General features: G+C 31.1%; 18 protein-coding genes. All 18 read left to right on the forward strand.

Annotated elements, in window-relative coordinates; all coding sequences use genetic code 11:
• Nucleotides 1-114 precede the first annotated feature (114 nt).
• The 18 genes from pta (at nucleotide 115) to ylqF (ending at nucleotide 16,782) form a co-directional block, all read left to right on the forward strand.
• On the forward strand, nucleotides 115-1,116 hold the full coding sequence (gene pta, locus B3Z56_RS08945; protein WP_346848349.1) for a phosphate acetyltransferase: 1,002 nt from the start codon (nucleotides 115-117) through the stop codon (nucleotides 1,114-1,116).
• A gap of 86 nt (nucleotides 1,117-1,202) precedes the next feature.
• Complete coding sequence (locus B3Z56_RS08950; protein WP_150843569.1) at nucleotides 1,203-2,399, forward strand: acetate/propionate family kinase; 1,197 nt, start codon at nucleotides 1,203-1,205, stop codon at nucleotides 2,397-2,399.
• A gap of 243 nt (nucleotides 2,400-2,642) precedes the next feature.
• A complete protein-coding gene (locus tag B3Z56_RS08955; protein WP_346848350.1) occupies nucleotides 2,643-3,143 on the forward strand; it encodes a DUF177 domain-containing protein in 501 nt (166 codons plus the stop codon).
• Nucleotides 3,144-3,145: 2 nt separating this feature from the next.
• A complete protein-coding gene (gene rpmF, locus B3Z56_RS08960; protein ID WP_035132741.1) occupies nucleotides 3,146-3,328 on the forward strand; it encodes a 50S ribosomal protein L32 in 183 nt (60 codons plus the stop codon).
• A gap of 100 nt (nucleotides 3,329-3,428) precedes the next feature.
• A complete protein-coding gene (gene plsX / locus B3Z56_RS08965) occupies nucleotides 3,429-4,421 on the forward strand; it encodes a phosphate acyltransferase PlsX (RefSeq protein WP_346848506.1) in 993 nt (330 codons plus the stop codon).
• A gap of 139 nt (nucleotides 4,422-4,560) precedes the next feature.
• A complete protein-coding gene (gene acpP / locus B3Z56_RS08970) occupies nucleotides 4,561-4,791 on the forward strand; it encodes an acyl carrier protein (protein ID WP_035132743.1) in 231 nt (76 codons plus the stop codon).
• 149 nt (nucleotides 4,792-4,940) lie between these two features.
• Complete coding sequence (gene rnc, locus B3Z56_RS08975) at nucleotides 4,941-5,639, forward strand: ribonuclease III (RefSeq protein WP_346848351.1); 699 nt, start codon at nucleotides 4,941-4,943, stop codon at nucleotides 5,637-5,639.
• Nucleotides 5,632-6,717, forward strand: a complete 1,086-nt coding sequence (locus tag B3Z56_RS08980; protein WP_346878619.1) for an elongator complex protein 3 — start codon at nucleotides 5,632-5,634, stop codon at nucleotides 6,715-6,717. Before rnc ends, B3Z56_RS08980 begins: the two co-directional genes overlap by 8 nt.
• Before the next feature lie 217 nt (nucleotides 6,718-6,934).
• Complete coding sequence (smc, locus tag B3Z56_RS08985) at nucleotides 6,935-10,492, forward strand: chromosome segregation protein SMC (RefSeq protein WP_346878620.1); 3,558 nt, start codon at nucleotides 6,935-6,937, stop codon at nucleotides 10,490-10,492.
• Between the two features lie 11 nt (nucleotides 10,493-10,503).
• On the forward strand, nucleotides 10,504-11,415 hold the full coding sequence (ftsY, locus tag B3Z56_RS08990; RefSeq protein ID WP_346848354.1) for a signal recognition particle-docking protein FtsY: 912 nt from the start codon (nucleotides 10,504-10,506) through the stop codon (nucleotides 11,413-11,415).
• 70 nt (nucleotides 11,416-11,485) lie between these two features.
• Nucleotides 11,486-11,833 (forward strand): putative DNA-binding protein, encoded by a 348-nt coding sequence (locus B3Z56_RS08995; RefSeq protein WP_346848355.1) that lies wholly within the window; start codon nucleotides 11,486-11,488, stop codon nucleotides 11,831-11,833.
• Between the two features lie 11 nt (nucleotides 11,834-11,844).
• Nucleotides 11,845-13,206: a signal recognition particle protein gene (gene ffh / locus B3Z56_RS09000; protein WP_346876461.1), complete on the forward strand. Its 1,362-nt coding sequence runs from the start codon at nucleotides 11,845-11,847 to the stop codon at nucleotides 13,204-13,206.
• Nucleotides 13,207-13,245: 39 nt separating this feature from the next.
• Nucleotides 13,246-13,488, forward strand: a complete 243-nt coding sequence (gene rpsP / locus B3Z56_RS09005; RefSeq protein ID WP_035132758.1) for a 30S ribosomal protein S16 — start codon at nucleotides 13,246-13,248, stop codon at nucleotides 13,486-13,488.
• Nucleotides 13,489-13,517: 29 nt separating this feature from the next.
• The gene (locus tag B3Z56_RS09010; RefSeq protein WP_035132761.1) at nucleotides 13,518-13,745 is read left to right on the forward strand and encodes a KH domain-containing protein; all 228 of its coding nucleotides are present in this window, start codon (nucleotides 13,518-13,520) and stop codon (nucleotides 13,743-13,745) included.
• Between the two features lie 371 nt (nucleotides 13,746-14,116).
• On the forward strand, nucleotides 14,117-14,614 hold the full coding sequence (rimM, locus tag B3Z56_RS09015) for a ribosome maturation factor RimM (protein WP_346876462.1): 498 nt from the start codon (nucleotides 14,117-14,119) through the stop codon (nucleotides 14,612-14,614).
• Nucleotides 14,614-15,339: a tRNA (guanosine(37)-N1)-methyltransferase TrmD gene (gene trmD / locus B3Z56_RS09020; RefSeq protein WP_346878621.1), complete on the forward strand. Its 726-nt coding sequence runs from the start codon at nucleotides 14,614-14,616 to the stop codon at nucleotides 15,337-15,339. Before rimM ends, trmD begins: the two co-directional genes overlap by 1 nt.
• Before the next feature lie 112 nt (nucleotides 15,340-15,451).
• Nucleotides 15,452-15,796, forward strand: a complete 345-nt coding sequence (gene rplS, locus B3Z56_RS09025; protein ID WP_035132767.1) for a 50S ribosomal protein L19 — start codon at nucleotides 15,452-15,454, stop codon at nucleotides 15,794-15,796.
• 122 nt (nucleotides 15,797-15,918) lie between these two features.
• Nucleotides 15,919-16,782 (forward strand): ribosome biogenesis GTPase YlqF, encoded by an 864-nt coding sequence (ylqF, locus tag B3Z56_RS09030; RefSeq protein WP_035132769.1) that lies wholly within the window; start codon nucleotides 15,919-15,921, stop codon nucleotides 16,780-16,782.
• Nucleotides 16,783-16,836: the final 54 nt, after the last annotated feature.

The following is a 16,836-nucleotide window of genomic DNA, read 5'->3' on the forward strand; positions in this document are numbered from 1 at the left end:
CTAATTATTAAATTAAGTCAAAAAAATTCAATATAGAGGTTGAAAAATATATATGAAAAGGGGTATAGTAATAAGGGATATTTAGAATATTTTTACTGAAAGGGGTAAGAAAAAATGAGTTTTACACAAAAGGTATGGAAATTAGCACAACAAGAGATGAAGACAATAGTACTTCCAGAAGGTGAAGAAGAAAGAAATTTAAAGGCTTCAGAAATTATCCATAAAAATAAAATAGCTAAAGTTATATTAGTAGGTAGCCAGGATAAGATTAAGGAAAATGCTAAGAATTTCGGGGTAAATATTGAGGGAATTGAAATTGTAGATCCTGAAGTATCACCTAAGACTGCAGAGTATGCAAAAGCATTTTATGAACTTAGAAAAAATAAGGGTGTTACAGAGGAAAAAGCATTACAAACAGTTAAAGACCCAGTTTATTATGGAACAATGATGGTTAAACTAGAAGATGCCCATGGATTAGTTTCAGGAGCAGTACATAGCACAGGAGATTTATTACGTCCAGGACTTCAAATTATAAAAACAGCTCCAGGAATAAAAGTTGTTTCAAGTTTCTTCGTTATGGAACTTGAAAATTCTTCATATGGAGATAATGGTACTCTATTATTTGGAGATTGTGCAGTTAATCCTAATCCAACATCAGAAGAGCTTGCATCAATAGCTATAAGTACAGCAGAAAATGCAAAGACTCTATGTGGAATAGATCCAAAGGTTGCAATGTTATCTTTCTCAACTATGGGAAGTGCTAAACATGAAAATGTAAATAAGGTTGTTGAAGCTACAAGAATGGCAAAAGAAGCTAGACCAGATCTTGCAATAGATGGAGAATTACAATTAGATGCAGCTATAGTTGATAAAGTAGCAAGTCTTAAAGCACCAAATAGTACAGTAGCAGGAAATTCTAATGTTTTAATATTCCCAGATTTACAAGCAGGAAATATTGGATATAAATTAGTTCAAAGATTTGCAGGAGCTGAAGCTATAGGTCCAGTATGTCAAGGGTTTGCAAAACCAATAAACGACCTTTCAAGAGGATGTAGTGTAGATGATATAGTAAATGTTGTAGCAATTACAGCAGTGCAAGCGCAAAATAGCAAATAAATATTATATTGATTTAATTAAAAATATATTGTAATCTAATATAATGATATATTAATATATTACAAATGCGTCAGGAGGAAATGAGAATGAAAGTATTAGTAATAAACTGTGGAAGTTCTTCATTAAAGTACCAATTAATAAACATGGAAACAGAAGAGAGCTTAGCACAAGGATTAGTTGAAAGAATAGGAATTGAAGGTTCAATTTTAACTCAAAAGGTTCCAGGAAGAGATAAATATATAATAGAGCAACCAATGGCTGACCATAAAGATGCAATAAAATTAGTTTTAGATGCATTAGTAGATGGTAACCATGGAGTTATTTCTTCAATGGATGAAATATCAGCAGTAGGACACAGAGTTGTTCATGGTGGAGAAAAATATTCAGAATCTGTAGTAATTGATGATGCAGTTATGGAAAGTTTAGAAGAGTGTGTAAAACTTGCACCACTTCATAATCCAGCAAACATAATTGGAATTAATGCTTGCAAGAGCTTAATGCCAAACACTCCAATGGTTGCAGTATTCGATACAGCATTCCATCAAACAATGCCAAAAACTGCTTATATGTACCCACTACCATATGAGCTATACACTAAGTATGGAATAAGAAAATATGGTTTCCACGGAACATCACATAAATATGTATCAGCAGAATGTGCTAAATTAATGGGCAAAGACATAAAAGATGTTAAAATCATCACTTGTCATCTTGGAAACGGAGCTAGCTTAGCTGCTATAAAAGATGGCCATTGTGTAGATACAAGTATGGGATTCACTCCACTTGAAGGAATAGCAATGGGAACTAGATGTGGAAACATTGACCCTGCTATAGTTACATTCTTAATGAATGAAGGAAAAATGACAGCTAAAGAAGTTGATAATTTAATGAACAAACAATCAGGAGTTCTTGGATTATCAGGAGTAAGTAGTGACTTTAGAGACATAGAAGATGCTGCTAAAGAAGGAAATGAAAGAGCTATTCTTGCTTTAAATGTATATAACTACAGAGTAAGAGAAATGATTGGTGCTTATGCTGCAGCAATGGGCGGAGTAGATGCAGTTGTATTTACAGCAGGACTTGGAGAAAATGCTATAGAAACTAGAGCAGAAATTTGCAAAGGCTTAGAATTCTTAGGTATTGAAATAGATGATGCTAAGAATAATGTTAGAGGAAAATCTACAGAAGTAAGCAAAGATGGAGCTAAAGTAAAAGTATTTGTTATTCCTACAAATGAAGAGTTAGTAATAGCAAGAGATACTAAAGAACTTACTTCAAAATAGTAAAAATATTTATGTGCTTGAGTAAAAAATTAGCTTTTTATCTTAAGGAAAAAATATACATATGTAAATTACCTTGACTTTTATCGGTATAATTTATATAATAACTTGTGTTTGAATGATATATTTAATTAACTTAAGGAGGGAAGTTGGAGCTTTACTCAAGCTATGCATTTTGCATTATATATAACTAGTCTTAGTTATATGAGGAAAAACAGGTATATTATGTTTTTTCAGAGTGTTGTTATGATTATAAACTTTAAAGATTTAAATGATAAGAACTATGAGAGAAAGAATATAGATATCGAAATTGAGAAAGATAAGTTTTACGATGGTAGTGAAATGGTAAAATACTCCAAGCCTATTAAGTTTAATGGGTTTTTGCGTCGCAAAAAGGAAGTTATAGAACTTATTGGTGACGTAGATACTGAAGTATTATTAAATTGTTCTAGATGTGCAAAAGCTTTTTCTTATGAAGTTAAGGTGCACATAGAAGAAGAAATATCAAACACTGATGATTGTGAGATTATCTCAACCAATACTGAGAATATAGATATTTATGAAATTATTGAAAACAGTATTCTCCTTGAATTACCTGTTAAAAGGTTATGTAAAGAGGATTGCAAAGGCTTATGCCAGACTTGTGGGAAAGATTTAAATTTAGGACAATGTTCTTGTACTGATTTTTATGTAGACCCTAGACTTGAAAAGCTATCACAAATGTTTTCTAACCATAAGGAGGTGTAATAATGGGAAATCCAGCTAGAAAATTTTCAAAAGCAAGAAGAGATTCAAGAAGAGCTCAAACTTTTAAACTTGGTTTACCAGGAATAGTAGAGTGTCCTCAATGCCACGAAATGAAGCTTGCTCACAGAGTTTGTAAGAACTGTGGTTACTACAAGAATAGAGAAGTTGTTTCAACTGAGGAATAAGAAGAAAGTCGATAGACTTTCTTTTTATTTTTATGTGGAAATTTAAATGAAAAAAATATATAATGTATTTAAATATTTTAAAATCATGAAAGGAGTTACTATGAAGGTTGTAGTTGATGGAATGGGTGGAGATAATTCACCTGAAGCTATAGTAGAAGGTTGTGTTCTTGCACAAAAAGAATATGATATAGATATAATAATTACAGGTCAAGAAGATCTTATAAAAAAAGAATTAGAAAAATATGAATATACCAAAGGAAGAATAACTATTTTAAATACTACTGAAATTATTTCAACTAATGAAGCACCAGTAAAAGCTCTAAAGACTAAGAAGGATTCATCTCTTGTTAAAGCTTTAGAATTAGTTAAGAATAAGGAAGCAGATGCCATTGTATCTGCTGGAAGTACAGGAGCCTTCTTAGCGGGCTGTACTCTTATTGTAAAGAGGATTAAAGGGATAAGCAGACCAGCACTAGCACCAGTTATGCCAGGTAAAAATGGTCCATTTATGATAATAGATGTAGGAGCTAATGCAGATTGTAAACCCCATTATTTAACTCAGTTTGCTCAAATGGGTAAGGTATACTTTGAAAGTGTATTATCTGTTGAAAATCCTACTGTAGGTCTTATAAATATAGGATCAGAGGAAGAAAAGGGAAATGAATTAACCAAGGAAGCTTATCAACTTTTAAAACAAGAGAATTTAAATTTTATAGGAAATGTAGAGCCGAGAGAAATTCCTAAAGGAGAGGTAAATGTCCTTGTATGTGATGGTTTTGTAGGGAATACCGTATTAAAGATGTATGAAGGTGTTGCAGAAACCATTCTAAGTGAGCTTAAAAATGAAATAATGAGTTCCGCAACAACAAAAATAGGTGGACTATTATTAAAGCCTGTATTTAAGAGATTTAAAAAGCACTATGACTATAAAGAATACGGTGGAGCTGCATTTTTAGGGGTTGATGGTATTTGCATAAAAGCTCATGGAAGCTCCGATGCCAAGGCTTTAAAAAATGCAATTAAACTTTCTAAAACCTATTATGATACAAAAGTATTAGATAAAGTTAAAGATGCTTTTAAAGAAGAAAAATAAAAAAATTAAAATAAGTGAATAAAATTTTGTAGGTTTAGTATATTATAATATAGTATTTGAAAATAAACAGTTGATTATTATCCAATATGCTATTATATTAAATAGTGATATTATATTGAATTTTTAGGAGGTATATAAAATGTTTGAAAAGATAAGAGCAAAAATCGCGGAGCAACTAAGCATAGATGAAAATGATATAACTATGGACTCTGGATTTGTTGATGATTTAGGAGCAGACTCATTGGACTTAGTTGAGTTAATTATGGCCCTTGAAGAGGAATTTGACATGGAAATCCCTGATGAAGATGCAGAAAAAATAACTAGTGTTGGAGATGTAGTTGACTACATAAAAGCACGAGTAGAAGAATAATATCAGCAGGTTCCGTAGAAATGCGGAACCTTATTTTTAGATTTATTCTTGAATTTATCCACTTGAGTTTATTTACTTGAATAATAATATTAAGTTAGTAGGTTATTTAGATAAATTGAAGAATAAACCTTGGCGAAAGAGGTAAAAAGATGAAAATATTAAAAAGTACATTAGAATTAAAAAATAAATTAGGTATTGACTTTAAAGATTTAACTTTATTACAAACAGCAATAACTCATAGTTCTTACGCTAATGAAAGAAACGCTGCATTCAATGAACGATTAGAGTTTTTAGGAGATACAGTTTTAGAATTAATTATATCTGAATATTTATTTACTAATCACATAAATGAAACAGAAGGATACCTTACTAAGGTAAGAGCTTTAATTGTATGTGAAAATTCTTTATTTGAAATAGCTAAGAAGTGGGAACTAGGAAAATACATTTATATGAGTAAAGGTGAAGAATTAACCGGTGGTAGAACTAGAGTATCAATTTTAGCTGATGCTGTAGAAGCTATTATTGCTGCAGTATACTTAGATGAAGGACTTTTAGTAACTAAGGAATTTGTCCTTAAAAACTTTAACTCAATTATTATTAAAGCAGTTAAAAATGAGATAATTTTAGACTATAAGACAAAGCTTCAAGAAATATTACAAAAGAATGGAGATGTAGATATTTCTTATTCTCTTATTAATTTTGAAGGACCACCTCATAGAAGAGAATTTTTTGTGAAGGTTTTGATTAATGGAGAAGCTAAAGGAAGTGGCTCAGGGTATAGTAAGAAAGAAGCTGAACAAATGGCCGCTAGGGAAGTTTTAATTAAGAGGGGTGATATTAGTGAGTAAGAATCATTATATTATACCTATATTTGTGCCTCATATAGGATGTCCTCATACTTGTGTGTTTTGTAATCAGGATAGTATTACAGGAGATGTAGGGTCAGCAGGTAGCGCAGGAAATGTAGATGGTGCTTATGTAAAAAAAACCATAGAGGACTATTTAGAAACTATAGATAGTAGTGATGCTATAATTGAGGTATCATTTTTCGGTGGTACTTTTACAGGAATTAATATGTGCATCCAAAGAGACCTATTATCAGTAGCTCAAAACTATAAAAAAATAGGAAAGATTAAATTTATAAGATTGTCCACAAGACCAGATTATATAGACCAAGAGATTTTAGACCACCTAAAAAGTTTTGATGTAGATATTATAGAATTAGGAGTTCAATCCTTAGATGAAGAAGTTTTACATAAATCAGGAAGAGGGCATAGTTCAGAAGATGTGGAGAAGGCGTCGAAATTAATAAAAGAATATGGATTTACCTTAGGGCATCAAATTATGCTAGGACTCCCAGGAGATACAAGAGAGAAGGATATTGAAACTACAAGAAAAAGTATTTCTATGAATCCAGATATCTGTAGGATATACCCATCCCTAGTTATTAAGGAAACTCCTATGGAAAAGCTCTTAAGGGAAGGCTTATATAAACCATATACTTTAGAGGAAGCTGTAGATATAAGTAAGATAGTCTATGGAATGATGGAGGGTAATGATATAAAGGTTATCCGAATTGGACTTCAACCTACAGAGGAGATTAGTGCTGATGGAGATGTGGTAGATGGACCTTTTCATCCTGCTTTTAGAGAGCTGGTGGAGAGTAGTGTCTACTGTGATATGATTTATGATTACTATAAAGATAAAGAAATGGATAAGTTCAAAATATATATAAACCCTAAAGATATATCTAAGCTTTATTCTAATAAAAAGCAATATTTTAATCTGCTTCTAAAAAAATTAAAGAGTAAAGAAATTTTTGTAACTCAAGAAAGAAATATAGGAAAGTCTTCCATAGGGTTTTATAATGGTACAAAGTTAGATATAATTAATCAGAAGGATTATTTAAAACTTAAATATCAATAAAACTTTTGATTATATAGGCTAAAGTAAATATATATTTTAAAGTATCCTAGTAAGATTATAGGATATCTTCTTTAAATTAAAGTTAGGAGTGGATTTTATGAGGATGACTAAGAAGAAAAGAGAAAAGTATATAAAAATAATAACTACTTGTATATGCATTGCTATGGCTGCAGTACTTATTTTACCTATAATCTTAGGAGCTTAGGAGTGTGAATAGATGTTCTTAAAATCTATCGAAATAAGAGGATTCAAATCCTTTGCAGATAAGACAGAGCTTACATTTAAAAAAGGTGTAACTGTAGTTGTAGGTCCTAATGGAAGTGGAAAAAGTAATATCTCAGATGCTGTAAGGTGGGTGCTGGGTGAACAAAGTATTAGGAATCTTAGAGGAGATAAAATGGAAGATGTAATCTTTGCAGGTACTCAATATAGAAAACCTGTAGGGCTTGCTCAAGTTTCTCTTACTTTAGATAATAGCGATTCTGACTTAGATATAGCCTATTCTCAGGTAACCGTTGCAAGAAGATTATATAGATCAGGTGAAAGTGAGTATTTAATAAATAATACTGTGTGTAGATTAAAAGATGTACAAGCTTTATTTATGGATACAGGTATAGGTAAGGAAGGATATTCATTAATAGGACAAGGTAAAATTGATGCAATCTTAAGTGCTAAGTCAGAGGATAGAAGAAAGTTATTAGAAGAGGCCGCAGGTATAGTAAAATATAAAACAAGAAAAGAAGAGGCTGAGAAGAAACTAGATAACACGGAGCAAAATCTTATTAGAATAAATGATATTATTTCTACCTATGAAGAAAGGCTTCCATCCTTAGAAGAAGATTGTGAAAAAGCCAAAATATTTTTAGAAGCTTCTAAAGAGATAAAAGTAAAGGAAGTTAATATAATCATAGATTTTTTGGAAAAAACTAAAATTAACATAGATAGATACAACAACACAATAAATGCTGTAACTACAGATATAGAAACCTTGAAGAAAGAAAAATATGAATTAAAACTAGCTTATGAAAATAATGATGAAGAGCTAGAAGCTTTAAATAATATTTTAGAAGAAAAGAAAAAGATTTATTATGAAAGTCAAAATAAACATCAAGGAGTAATTGGAGAAGTTAAACTCTTTGAAGAAAAAATATTACATTTAGAAGACAGTATAAATAGATTAAACAGTGAAATACTGCAAAAAAATCAATATCTTGAAGAGTCGTATTTGAAAATAGAAAACCAAAGAAAGAGTATTGCTGCCTTAAAAGAAGAAGAATTAGACATAAATAATAAAATAGAAAAAAAACAATTAGAATTAACAAATGTATTAAATAGTGTGACTAGTGATAATAATAAATTGAAGGAATTAGAAGAGATAAAATTCAAGTATTATAATAATATTAATTCTAAAACTAGCGAAATAGATATTTTAAAAAATAATATCGAAATTAGTAGTGGAAATGTAGAAAATTTAATATTAGATGTTCAAACTTTTAAAAATTCTATATTAATAAATAACAAGACTAAGAATCATTTAATAGAAGAAGAGAATAAGGCTAGTATTAGTATTGAGAAATATGAAGAGGAAGTTAAGGAAAATAGAAAAAAACTATCTAAGTGTAAGCATGACTTAGAGATCTTAGAAAAAAAATTAAAAGAAATATTGAGAGAGCAAGGAAATAAAGAAGCTAGGCTAAATGCTTTGGTAACTTTAGAGAATTCCTATGAAGGATACAATAGATCTGTAAAACTTCTAATGCAACACATAGAGAATAGTAAAGATTATAGAGCAAATGAGGATTGCTATGTACTTGGAGATATAATAAAGGTTCCAGAGAGATTTGAAAGAGCTATAGAGATTGCTATGGGAGCTAGCATATCTAATATTGTCACCAAGGATGAACACATAGCAAAAAATCTTATTAATTACTTGAAAAGTAGTAAAATAGGAAGAGCAACCTTTATGCCTATAAATATAGTAAAGGGTAAGAACCTATTGGTAGATAAAACTGTAAGGGATACTAAGGGATATATAGGCATAGCTAGTGAACTTATAGAATTTGAAGATAAATTTAAGGGTGTAATCGATCAAGTTTTGGGCAAAACTCTTGTATGTGATACTATGGATAATGGACTGCATATATCTAAAGTTTGTGGCTATAAATATAGAATTGTTACTTTAGATGGAGAAGTCTTTAATCCGGGGGGATCACTAACGGGAGGAAGTTATTCTAAAAATGCTAACGTAATTGGTAGAAAGAGAGAAATTGAAAAATTAACTGAGGAAGTAGAAGAAAGTCACGGAGTAGTTGCTCTTAAAAATGAAGAAATAACATCAGTTAATGTTAAGATTAAAGAACTAGATGATAGAGGTCTTAACTTAAGAGATGAAATACATTACGAGAGTATTAATATAACAAAGATTAAGGGTGAAATATCAAGGGTTACAGAAGAGGAACTAAGAAACAAAAGAGAACTTCAAAAAGCTAGCGAAAATCTGGGTAAGGAAGAGGAGAAAATTAAAGCCTTAAAAGCTAAATTAACTTTTTCACAGCAGGAATTAACTGAGCTTAAAGATAAGGTAATTGAATTAGAAGGTCAATATGATGAGCATAACAATAAAACTAAAGGCAAAAATTTATATATAGATGCCATTAAAGATGAATTAACCTCTATAAAAATAAATAAAGCAAAGCTTTTAGAAGTTATAAGTAATAATATTCAAGAATTAGATAGGATGACCCAGGCAGTAGATATTGAGAAAAGGCTAATTGAAAGCAATTTAAAAAATATAGAAACATCCACTTTAGCTAAGGAAGAATATAGAATAAACATATCTAAAAGTACTGAAAATACTAAGGAAATTATTAAGTTACTTAAGGAGTTAGAGCAGTTTTTTGAAGAAACCCAAGTAGAAAAGTTAAAGATAAAAGATAAAATTCCAGTTATAACTTCAAAAATTGAAGATATTGATTTACAATTAGATAAACTAGAAAAAGAAATTCATAAAAATCAGATTTCTTTGGCTAAAATTGAATCAGAAGAAGAAGTTCTATTGAAGAAGCTTAATGAAGAGTATAATCTTACCTTTGCAGAAGGATTAAGTTTTAAACTAGAGGGTTATGATATAGCTATATTAAAGAATGAAGTTGCAGAATTGAAAAAGAGAATAACTGCTCTTGGAGTAGTTAACCTAGGAGCCATAGAAGAATTTAAAGAAGTAAATGAAAAGTATACTTTTATGAGCACACAGAGGGAAGATTTAGTTAAGTCTAAGGAAGAAATAATTGAATTCATAGGCAAGATAACTGAAAAGATGAGAGATGTGTTTATGGAGAATTTTAAGCAGCTCAGGATTTACTTCAATGACACTTTTAAGGAGTTATTTAAGGGTGGAAGTGCTGATTTAAGTCTTCAAGGTGATGATGAGCTAACCTGTAAGATTGAAATAGATGTAGAGCCACCAGGAAAAAAACTTCAAAATATAAATCTACTTTCAGGAGGAGAGAAGGTTTTATCAGCCATTGCACTACTATTTGCAATACTAAAGATGAAGCCAACTCCATTTTGTATACTAGATGAGATTGAGGCTGCGTTAGATGATGCTAATGTACTTAGATATGGAGAATTTTTAAAAAAATTCTCTGAAAACATACAATTCATAGTAATAACTCACAGAAAAGGAACCATGGAAACCAGTGATATGATTTATGGAGTTACTATGGAAGAAAAGGGTGTATCTAAGGTAGTATCCATGGAATTTAATAAGGAATAAGGAGGATTAATATGTTTGGAGGATTTTTTGATAAGTTAAAACAAGGGCTTAGCAAAACTAGAAATACTATAAATGATGCAGTGACTCAAGTATTAAAACTTGCAGTTACAATAGATGATGATTTATATGAAGAACTAGAAGAAGTATTAATAACTAGCGATATAGGGGTAGAAACCTCAGTAGAAATTATTGAAAGGCTTAGAAAAAAGGTTGTTTCTGAAAGAATCAATGATACTGAAGAAATACTTCCAGCTATGAAATCTATAATTATGGATATGCTAGGAGACTATGAAACCTCAATAATACCTGAATCAACACCAGAAGTAAGATTAGTCATTGGTGTTAATGGAGTAGGAAAAACTACATCAATTGGAAAAATGGCTGCTAGAATAAAAAATAATAATTATAAGGTTTTATTAGCAGCAGCAGATACTTTTAGAGCGGCAGCTATAGATCAATTAGAAGTTTGGAGTAATAGAGCTAATGTGGATCTGATAAAACATCAAGAGGGTTCAGATCCAGCAGCTGTTATATACGATGCAGTACAGGCTGCAAAGGCTAGAAAAGTTGATGTGTTAATTTGTGATACTGCAGGTAGACTTCATAATAAGAAAAATCTTATGGATGAACTTGGAAAGATTAATAGAGTTATCGATAGAGAGTATGGAGAAGCTAAAAAGGAAACTTTACTAGTTTTAGATGCTACTACTGGACAAAATGCAGTTATTCAAGCAAAACAATTTATGGAGGTATGTCCTATAGATGGTATAATTCTAACAAAGCTAGATGGTACAGCTAAGGGTGGTATAGTTATCTCTATAAAACATACTTTAAATATTCCAGTTAGATATATAGGAGTAGGGGAAGGTATAGATGATCTTCAAGAATTTAATTCTAGAGATTTTGTAGAAGCTTTATTTTAACTGTTAAGTAAAAATACTTGACAGCTTAAAATTAATTTGTTAATATAAGTTTTGTGAGTTGGGTGATTATATGGAAAAAAGAGTTGAAATATCAATTTTACTAGATTTTTATAACTCATTACTTACTGATAAACAAAGAGATATTATGGATTTATATTATAATAATGACTTATCTCTATCAGAAATAGCAGAAGTTAATAATACTAGTAGGCAAGCAATTCATGACTTAATTAAAAGATGTGGTAATCTTTTAGAAGAGTATGAAAGTAAACTTCACTTAATGAAAAAAACCTTAGCTATAGAAAACTCTAAGACTGAAATTATTAACAAATTAAAAGGGTTAAAAGGTACTACTTCTGAAGAAAATATAAAAAAAGAAATAGACCATATAATTAAAGATATAGAAGAGAATGTATAGGAGGTTTTCATATGGCTTTTGAAGGACTATCTTCCAAATTACAAGAGACCATAAAAAAGCTAAAGGGTAAAGGTAAGCTTTCAGAGAAAGATATTAAAGAAGCTATGAGAGAAGTAAAACTTGCTCTTTTAGAAGCGGATGTAAATTATAAAGTTGTTAAAAACTTTGTAAAGTCTGTCAGTGAAAAATGTCTTGGTGATCAAGTTATGGAAAGTTTAACACCAGGTCAGCAAGTAGTTAAAATAGTTAATGAAGAATTAACTGAGTTAATGGGAACCACTGAAAAGAAAATAGAATTTGTCAACAATGGAATAACAATGATAATGTTAGTTGGTCTCCAAGGTGCAGGTAAAACAACCATGGCAGGAAAGCTGGCTCTAAATCTTAGAAAAAGCAATAAAAAGCCATTACTAGTAGCCTGTGACGTTTATAGACCAGCAGCTATAAAACAACTACAAGTTGTAGGAAAGTCAATAGATGTACCTGTATTCACTATGGGAGATAAAAATAGCCCAGTAGATATTTCAAAAGCTTCCATTGAACATGCTAAGAGCATTGGAGCTAATGTAGTTATCGTGGATACGGCAGGAAGACTTCACATAGATGAAGCGCTAATGGGAGAACTTGAAGATATAAAAGCTTCAATAAATCCATCAGAAATTTTATTAGTTGTAGATGCTATGACAGGTCAAGATGCAGTAAATGTAGCTGAAACCTTTAATAATACACTAGATATTACAGGAGTTATCGTTACCAAGTTGGATGGTGATACCAGAGGTGGTGCTGCACTATCAATTAAGGCAATCACTGAAAAACCTATAAAATATGTAGGTATGGGAGAGAAGATGACAGATTTGGAAATCTTCCACCCAGAGAGAATGGCATCAAGAATACTTGGTATGGGAGATGTACTTTCTTTAATTGAGAAAGCTCAATCAGCTATCGATGAGAAGAAAGCTACAGAACTCGGTAACAGAATGATGAATCAAGAATTCAATCTTGAGGACTTTTTAGAGACTATGAATCAAATGAAAAATTTAGGACCTATGGGCAAGTTGGTTGAAATGATTCCAGGCTTTAATGCAAAGGAATTAAAGGGTGTGGATTTTTCACAAAGTGAGAAAAATATGGGCAGCATGGAAGCAATAATACATTCCATGACTACAAAGGAAAGAAAAAATCCAAGCATAGTGTCTTCTTCTCCATCTAGAAAGAAGAGAATTGCAGATGGTTCAGGTTCAACTATTCAAGCAGTAAATAAACTTTTAAAAGACTTCGAGATGATGAAAAAAATGATGAAACAGATGAAGGGCATGGGAGGCAAGGCTGGTAAATTTGGTAAAAAAGGCTTGTTTGGAAAATTACCTTTCTAAGTTCAAATACACATAACCTTTGAAGGAGGTGAAAATATAATGGCAGTAAAAATAAGATTAAGAAGAATGGGTGCTAAAAAAGCTCCTTTCTACAGAATAGTTGTTGCTGATTCAAGATCTCCAAGAGATGGAAGATTTGTTGAAGAGATTGGATACTACAATCCAACTACAGAGCCAGTAACTGTTAAAATCGATGAAGAGAAAGCAGTTAAATGGGTAAAAAATGGAGCTCAACCAACAGACACAGTTAAAAGACTTTTCAACAATGCGGGAATAAAATAGGAAAGTTTAATTGATTGGAGGCGCAATCCATGAAAGAATTACTTACAATTATTGCAAGGTCATTAGTTGATAACCCTGATTCAGTGCAAGTAAATGAAATTGCTGGAGAGCATTCTATAATTTTAGAATTAAAGGTTGCTGAAGAAGATATGGGGAAAGTAATTGGAAAACAGGGAAGAATAGCTAAGTCTATTAGAACTGTTGTTAAAGCAGCAGCGATTAAAGAAAATAAAAGAGTTGTTGTAGAAATAATATAAGAGTTAGGAATACCTAGCTCTTATTTTTTTATATATTGTAGTTGACAAGAATTACAAAGAATTATTATAATAAACAGAGTTCTAAGTATCAGTATTTTCGATACTTAGAACTCGTTATCCAGGAATGTAGTAGCTCTCTTAACTCCCAACTTGAGAAGAAGGTGGAAGTATTAGAGCTAATAGTTATCGGGTAAACAGAGTTCTTAGCTTCTTTGAAGGTTAGAAATCGTTATCCAGGGACGTAGTAGCTCTTAACTGCCGACTTAAGAATAAGGAGGGAGTATTAGAGCTAATAGTCATCGGGTAAACAGAGTTTATGAAAAAATTTTGTGTTAATAATATTAAGTAATTAAATAGTGAGGAGATATATGATGAGGGAATTGATGAGCGTTGGGCAGATAACTAAGCCCCATGGAGTAAGAGGAGAAGTTAAGGTACTTTCTCTAACAGATAGCTTAGAAAGATTTAGAGACTTAGATAAGGTATACATAGATGATAAAGAAATAAAAATTACATCAGTTAAGCTTCAAAAGGATAGAGCTATATTAAAAATAGAAGGAATTGATTCTATTGAAGAAGCCGAAATTTATAGAAATAAATATCTTCAAGTAAAAAGAGAAGATGCTATAAAATTACCAGAGGGTAGCTACTATGTTGCAGATTTAATGGATTGTTATGTTTATGATACAGATGGAGAAGAATTAGGGAAAGTATATGATGTTATTGCAACGGGAAGTAATGATGTATATTGGATTAAATCAGAAGGAAAAGAAGACGTGCTAGTTCCTGCTTTAAAGACAATTGTAGAAGAAGTAGATATAGAAAATAATAAAATTGTAATAAAACCAGTGAAGGTATGGTCTGAATAATGAAGATAGATATATTAACTTTATTTCCAGAGATGTTTCAGGTATTTAATCATAGTATCATAGGAAATGCTATGGAAAAAGGAATATTATCTATAAATACTACTAATATAAGAGACTTCTCTACTAATAAACATAAAAAGGTTGATGATTACCCTTATGGGGGTGGAGCAGGCATGGTGATGACCCCAGAACCCATTGTGAACTCCATAAAACATCTAAGAGAAAATAATAAAGGAAAAGTTATATTTTTAGGTCCTAGAGGTAAGACTTTAAATCAAGAGGTATGTAAAGAACTTGCCAAAGAGGAGGAATTAATATTTTTATGTGGTCATTACGAAGGTATAGATGAGCGAGTATATAAATATATAGATATGGAAATTTCTCTAGGGGATTTTGTTTTAACAGGGGGAGAAATGGCTTGCATACCTGTAGTTGATAGTATTGCTAGAATGATCCCAGGAGTTCTATCCTGTAATGAGAGTTATGAAGAAGAATCCTTTTATGAAGGATTATTAGAATATCCTCAATATACAAGACCTTTTTCCTTTGAAGGAGATGAAGTTCCAGAGGTATTAATATCTGGGCATCACGAAAATGTAAGAAAGTGGCGAAGACTTAAATCATTACTGATTACAAAGGAGAGAAGAAGGGACTTATATAAAAATGTAGAACTGACTAAAGAAGATAAAAAGCTGCTGGAGAATCATCATAAAAAGGATAAATAATATTGCACATTGAAATATTATGTGATAAAATGAGGATTGTGCTAGTACGGGCGGTCCTCTGTCACCCAATGTGAGTAAGAACGTCATAATAAATTTTAGGAGGGAATGCACAATGTTAGATATAATAAAAGCTATAGAAGCAGAACAATTAAGAACTGACTTACCTGAGTTCAATGTAGGAGATACAGTTAAAGTTCACATCAGAATTAAAGAAGGTAACAAAGAAAGAGTTCAAATATTTGAAGGTACCGTTCTTAAAAGACAAAATGGTGGAGCTAGAGAAACTTTTACAGTAAGAAGATTTGCATCAGGAGTTGGAGTTGAAAAAACTTTCCCAATAAATACGCCTGTTATAGAAAAAATCGACGTAGTTAGAAGAGGAAAAGTAAGAAGAGCTAAATTATTCTACTTAAGAGATAGAGTAGGTAAGGCTGCTAAAGTAAAAGAGAGAATGTAAGAAAATGGGGCTAGATAGTCCCTTTTTTTATTACATATATAGAAGTATTTATTATAAATGTGGTGAATACTAAAATAGTTAATTTAATATATCTAATTATAAAATTCTTAGGAGTGAGATAAATGAGTATAAACTGGTTTCCTGGACATATGGCAAAGACCAGAAGAGAAATAAAAGAAAATTTAAAGTTAGTAGATGCAATAATAGAAATTCGTGATGCAAGAATAGCTTATTCAAGTTCTAATCCAGACATTGAAGATATCTGTAGCGAGAAACCTAGAATAATATTATTTAATAAAAGCGATCTTAGTGAAGAATATGTAACAAAGAAGTGGGTAAATAAATTATCAGATGATAAAACTAGAGTATTGTCTGTTAATTGCCTTACAGGATCAGGGCTTAACAAAATTAAACCCACTCTAGAAGAGCTTTTGAAAGAGAAGCATGATAGACTTAAAAGTAAAGGCGTAGTAAATATTATTACCAGAGTAATGGTTGTTGGAATCCCTAATGTAGGAAAATCTACATTTATAAATAGGATGGCAAAAAACAGTGCTGCTAAAACGGGAGATAGACCTGGTGTTACAAAGAGTAAACAATGGATAAAAACAAAGATGGGTATAGAACTTATGGATACTCCAGGGGTTTTATGGCCTAAATTTGAAGACGATACAGTAGGGCTTAATTTAGCCTTTACTGGAGCTATAAAGGATGAAATAATGGATGTTGAGGAATTGGCATTAAAGCTTATAGAAAGACTTCAAAGTACACATGGATCAAGGCTAGTGGAGAGATATAAGCTTAAAGAATTAGACGAAAATCCTCTTACTAATATGGATAACATAGGTAAAAAAAGAGGTGCTATAATTTCAGGGGGCAACATAGATTATAATAGAGTAGCTGTAATGCTATTAGATGAATTTAGGGGGGGAAAGTTAGGTCCTATTTCACTAGAGGTACCTGATACAGAAAATAAATATGAGTAGTATAAATTTTTTAAAAGAAATTAAAACTATGAGATTTAACGATATAAAATCTTC

This window comes from Clostridium sp. UBA7791, assembly GCF_002480755.1.
Lineage (GTDB): Bacteria > Bacillota > Clostridia > Clostridiales > Clostridiaceae > Clostridium_J > Clostridium_J sulfidigenes.

Bases quoted from the DNA above. Each gene is read 5' to 3' on its own strand.
- ftsY (WP_346848354.1), top strand. From the start codon at position 10,504: ATGTTTGGAGGATTTTTTGATAAGTTAAAACAAGGGCTTAGCAAAACT.
- B3Z56_RS09010 (WP_035132761.1), top strand. From the start codon at position 13,518: ATGAAAGAATTACTTACAATTATTGCAAGGTCATTAGTTGATAACCCT.
- rpsP (WP_035132758.1), top strand. From the start codon at position 13,246: ATGGCAGTAAAAATAAGATTAAGAAGAATGGGTGCTAAAAAAGCTCCT.
- rplS (WP_035132767.1), top strand. From the start codon at position 15,452: ATGTTAGATATAATAAAAGCTATAGAAGCAGAACAATTAAGAACTGAC.
- pta (WP_346848349.1), top strand. From the start codon at position 115: ATGAGTTTTACACAAAAGGTATGGAAATTAGCACAACAAGAGATGAAG.
- B3Z56_RS08955 (WP_346848350.1), top strand. From the start codon at position 2,643: ATGATTATAAACTTTAAAGATTTAAATGATAAGAACTATGAGAGAAAG.
- acpP (WP_035132743.1), top strand. From the start codon at position 4,561: ATGTTTGAAAAGATAAGAGCAAAAATCGCGGAGCAACTAAGCATAGAT.
- rimM (WP_346876462.1), top strand. From the start codon at position 14,117: ATGAGGGAATTGATGAGCGTTGGGCAGATAACTAAGCCCCATGGAGTA.
- plsX (WP_346848506.1), top strand. From the start codon at position 3,429: ATGAAGGTTGTAGTTGATGGAATGGGTGGAGATAATTCACCTGAAGCT.
- ffh (WP_346876461.1), top strand. From the start codon at position 11,845: ATGGCTTTTGAAGGACTATCTTCCAAATTACAAGAGACCATAAAAAAG.
- B3Z56_RS08950 (WP_150843569.1), top strand. From the start codon at position 1,203: ATGAAAGTATTAGTAATAAACTGTGGAAGTTCTTCATTAAAGTACCAA.
- rpmF (WP_035132741.1), top strand. From the start codon at position 3,146: ATGGGAAATCCAGCTAGAAAATTTTCAAAAGCAAGAAGAGATTCAAGA.
- rnc (WP_346848351.1), top strand. From the start codon at position 4,941: ATGAAAATATTAAAAAGTACATTAGAATTAAAAAATAAATTAGGTATT.
- B3Z56_RS08995 (WP_346848355.1), top strand. From the start codon at position 11,486: ATGGAAAAAAGAGTTGAAATATCAATTTTACTAGATTTTTATAACTCA.
- smc (WP_346878620.1), top strand. From the start codon at position 6,935: ATGTTCTTAAAATCTATCGAAATAAGAGGATTCAAATCCTTTGCAGAT.
- ylqF (WP_035132769.1), top strand. From the start codon at position 15,919: ATGAGTATAAACTGGTTTCCTGGACATATGGCAAAGACCAGAAGAGAA.
- trmD (WP_346878621.1), top strand. From the start codon at position 14,614: ATGAAGATAGATATATTAACTTTATTTCCAGAGATGTTTCAGGTATTT.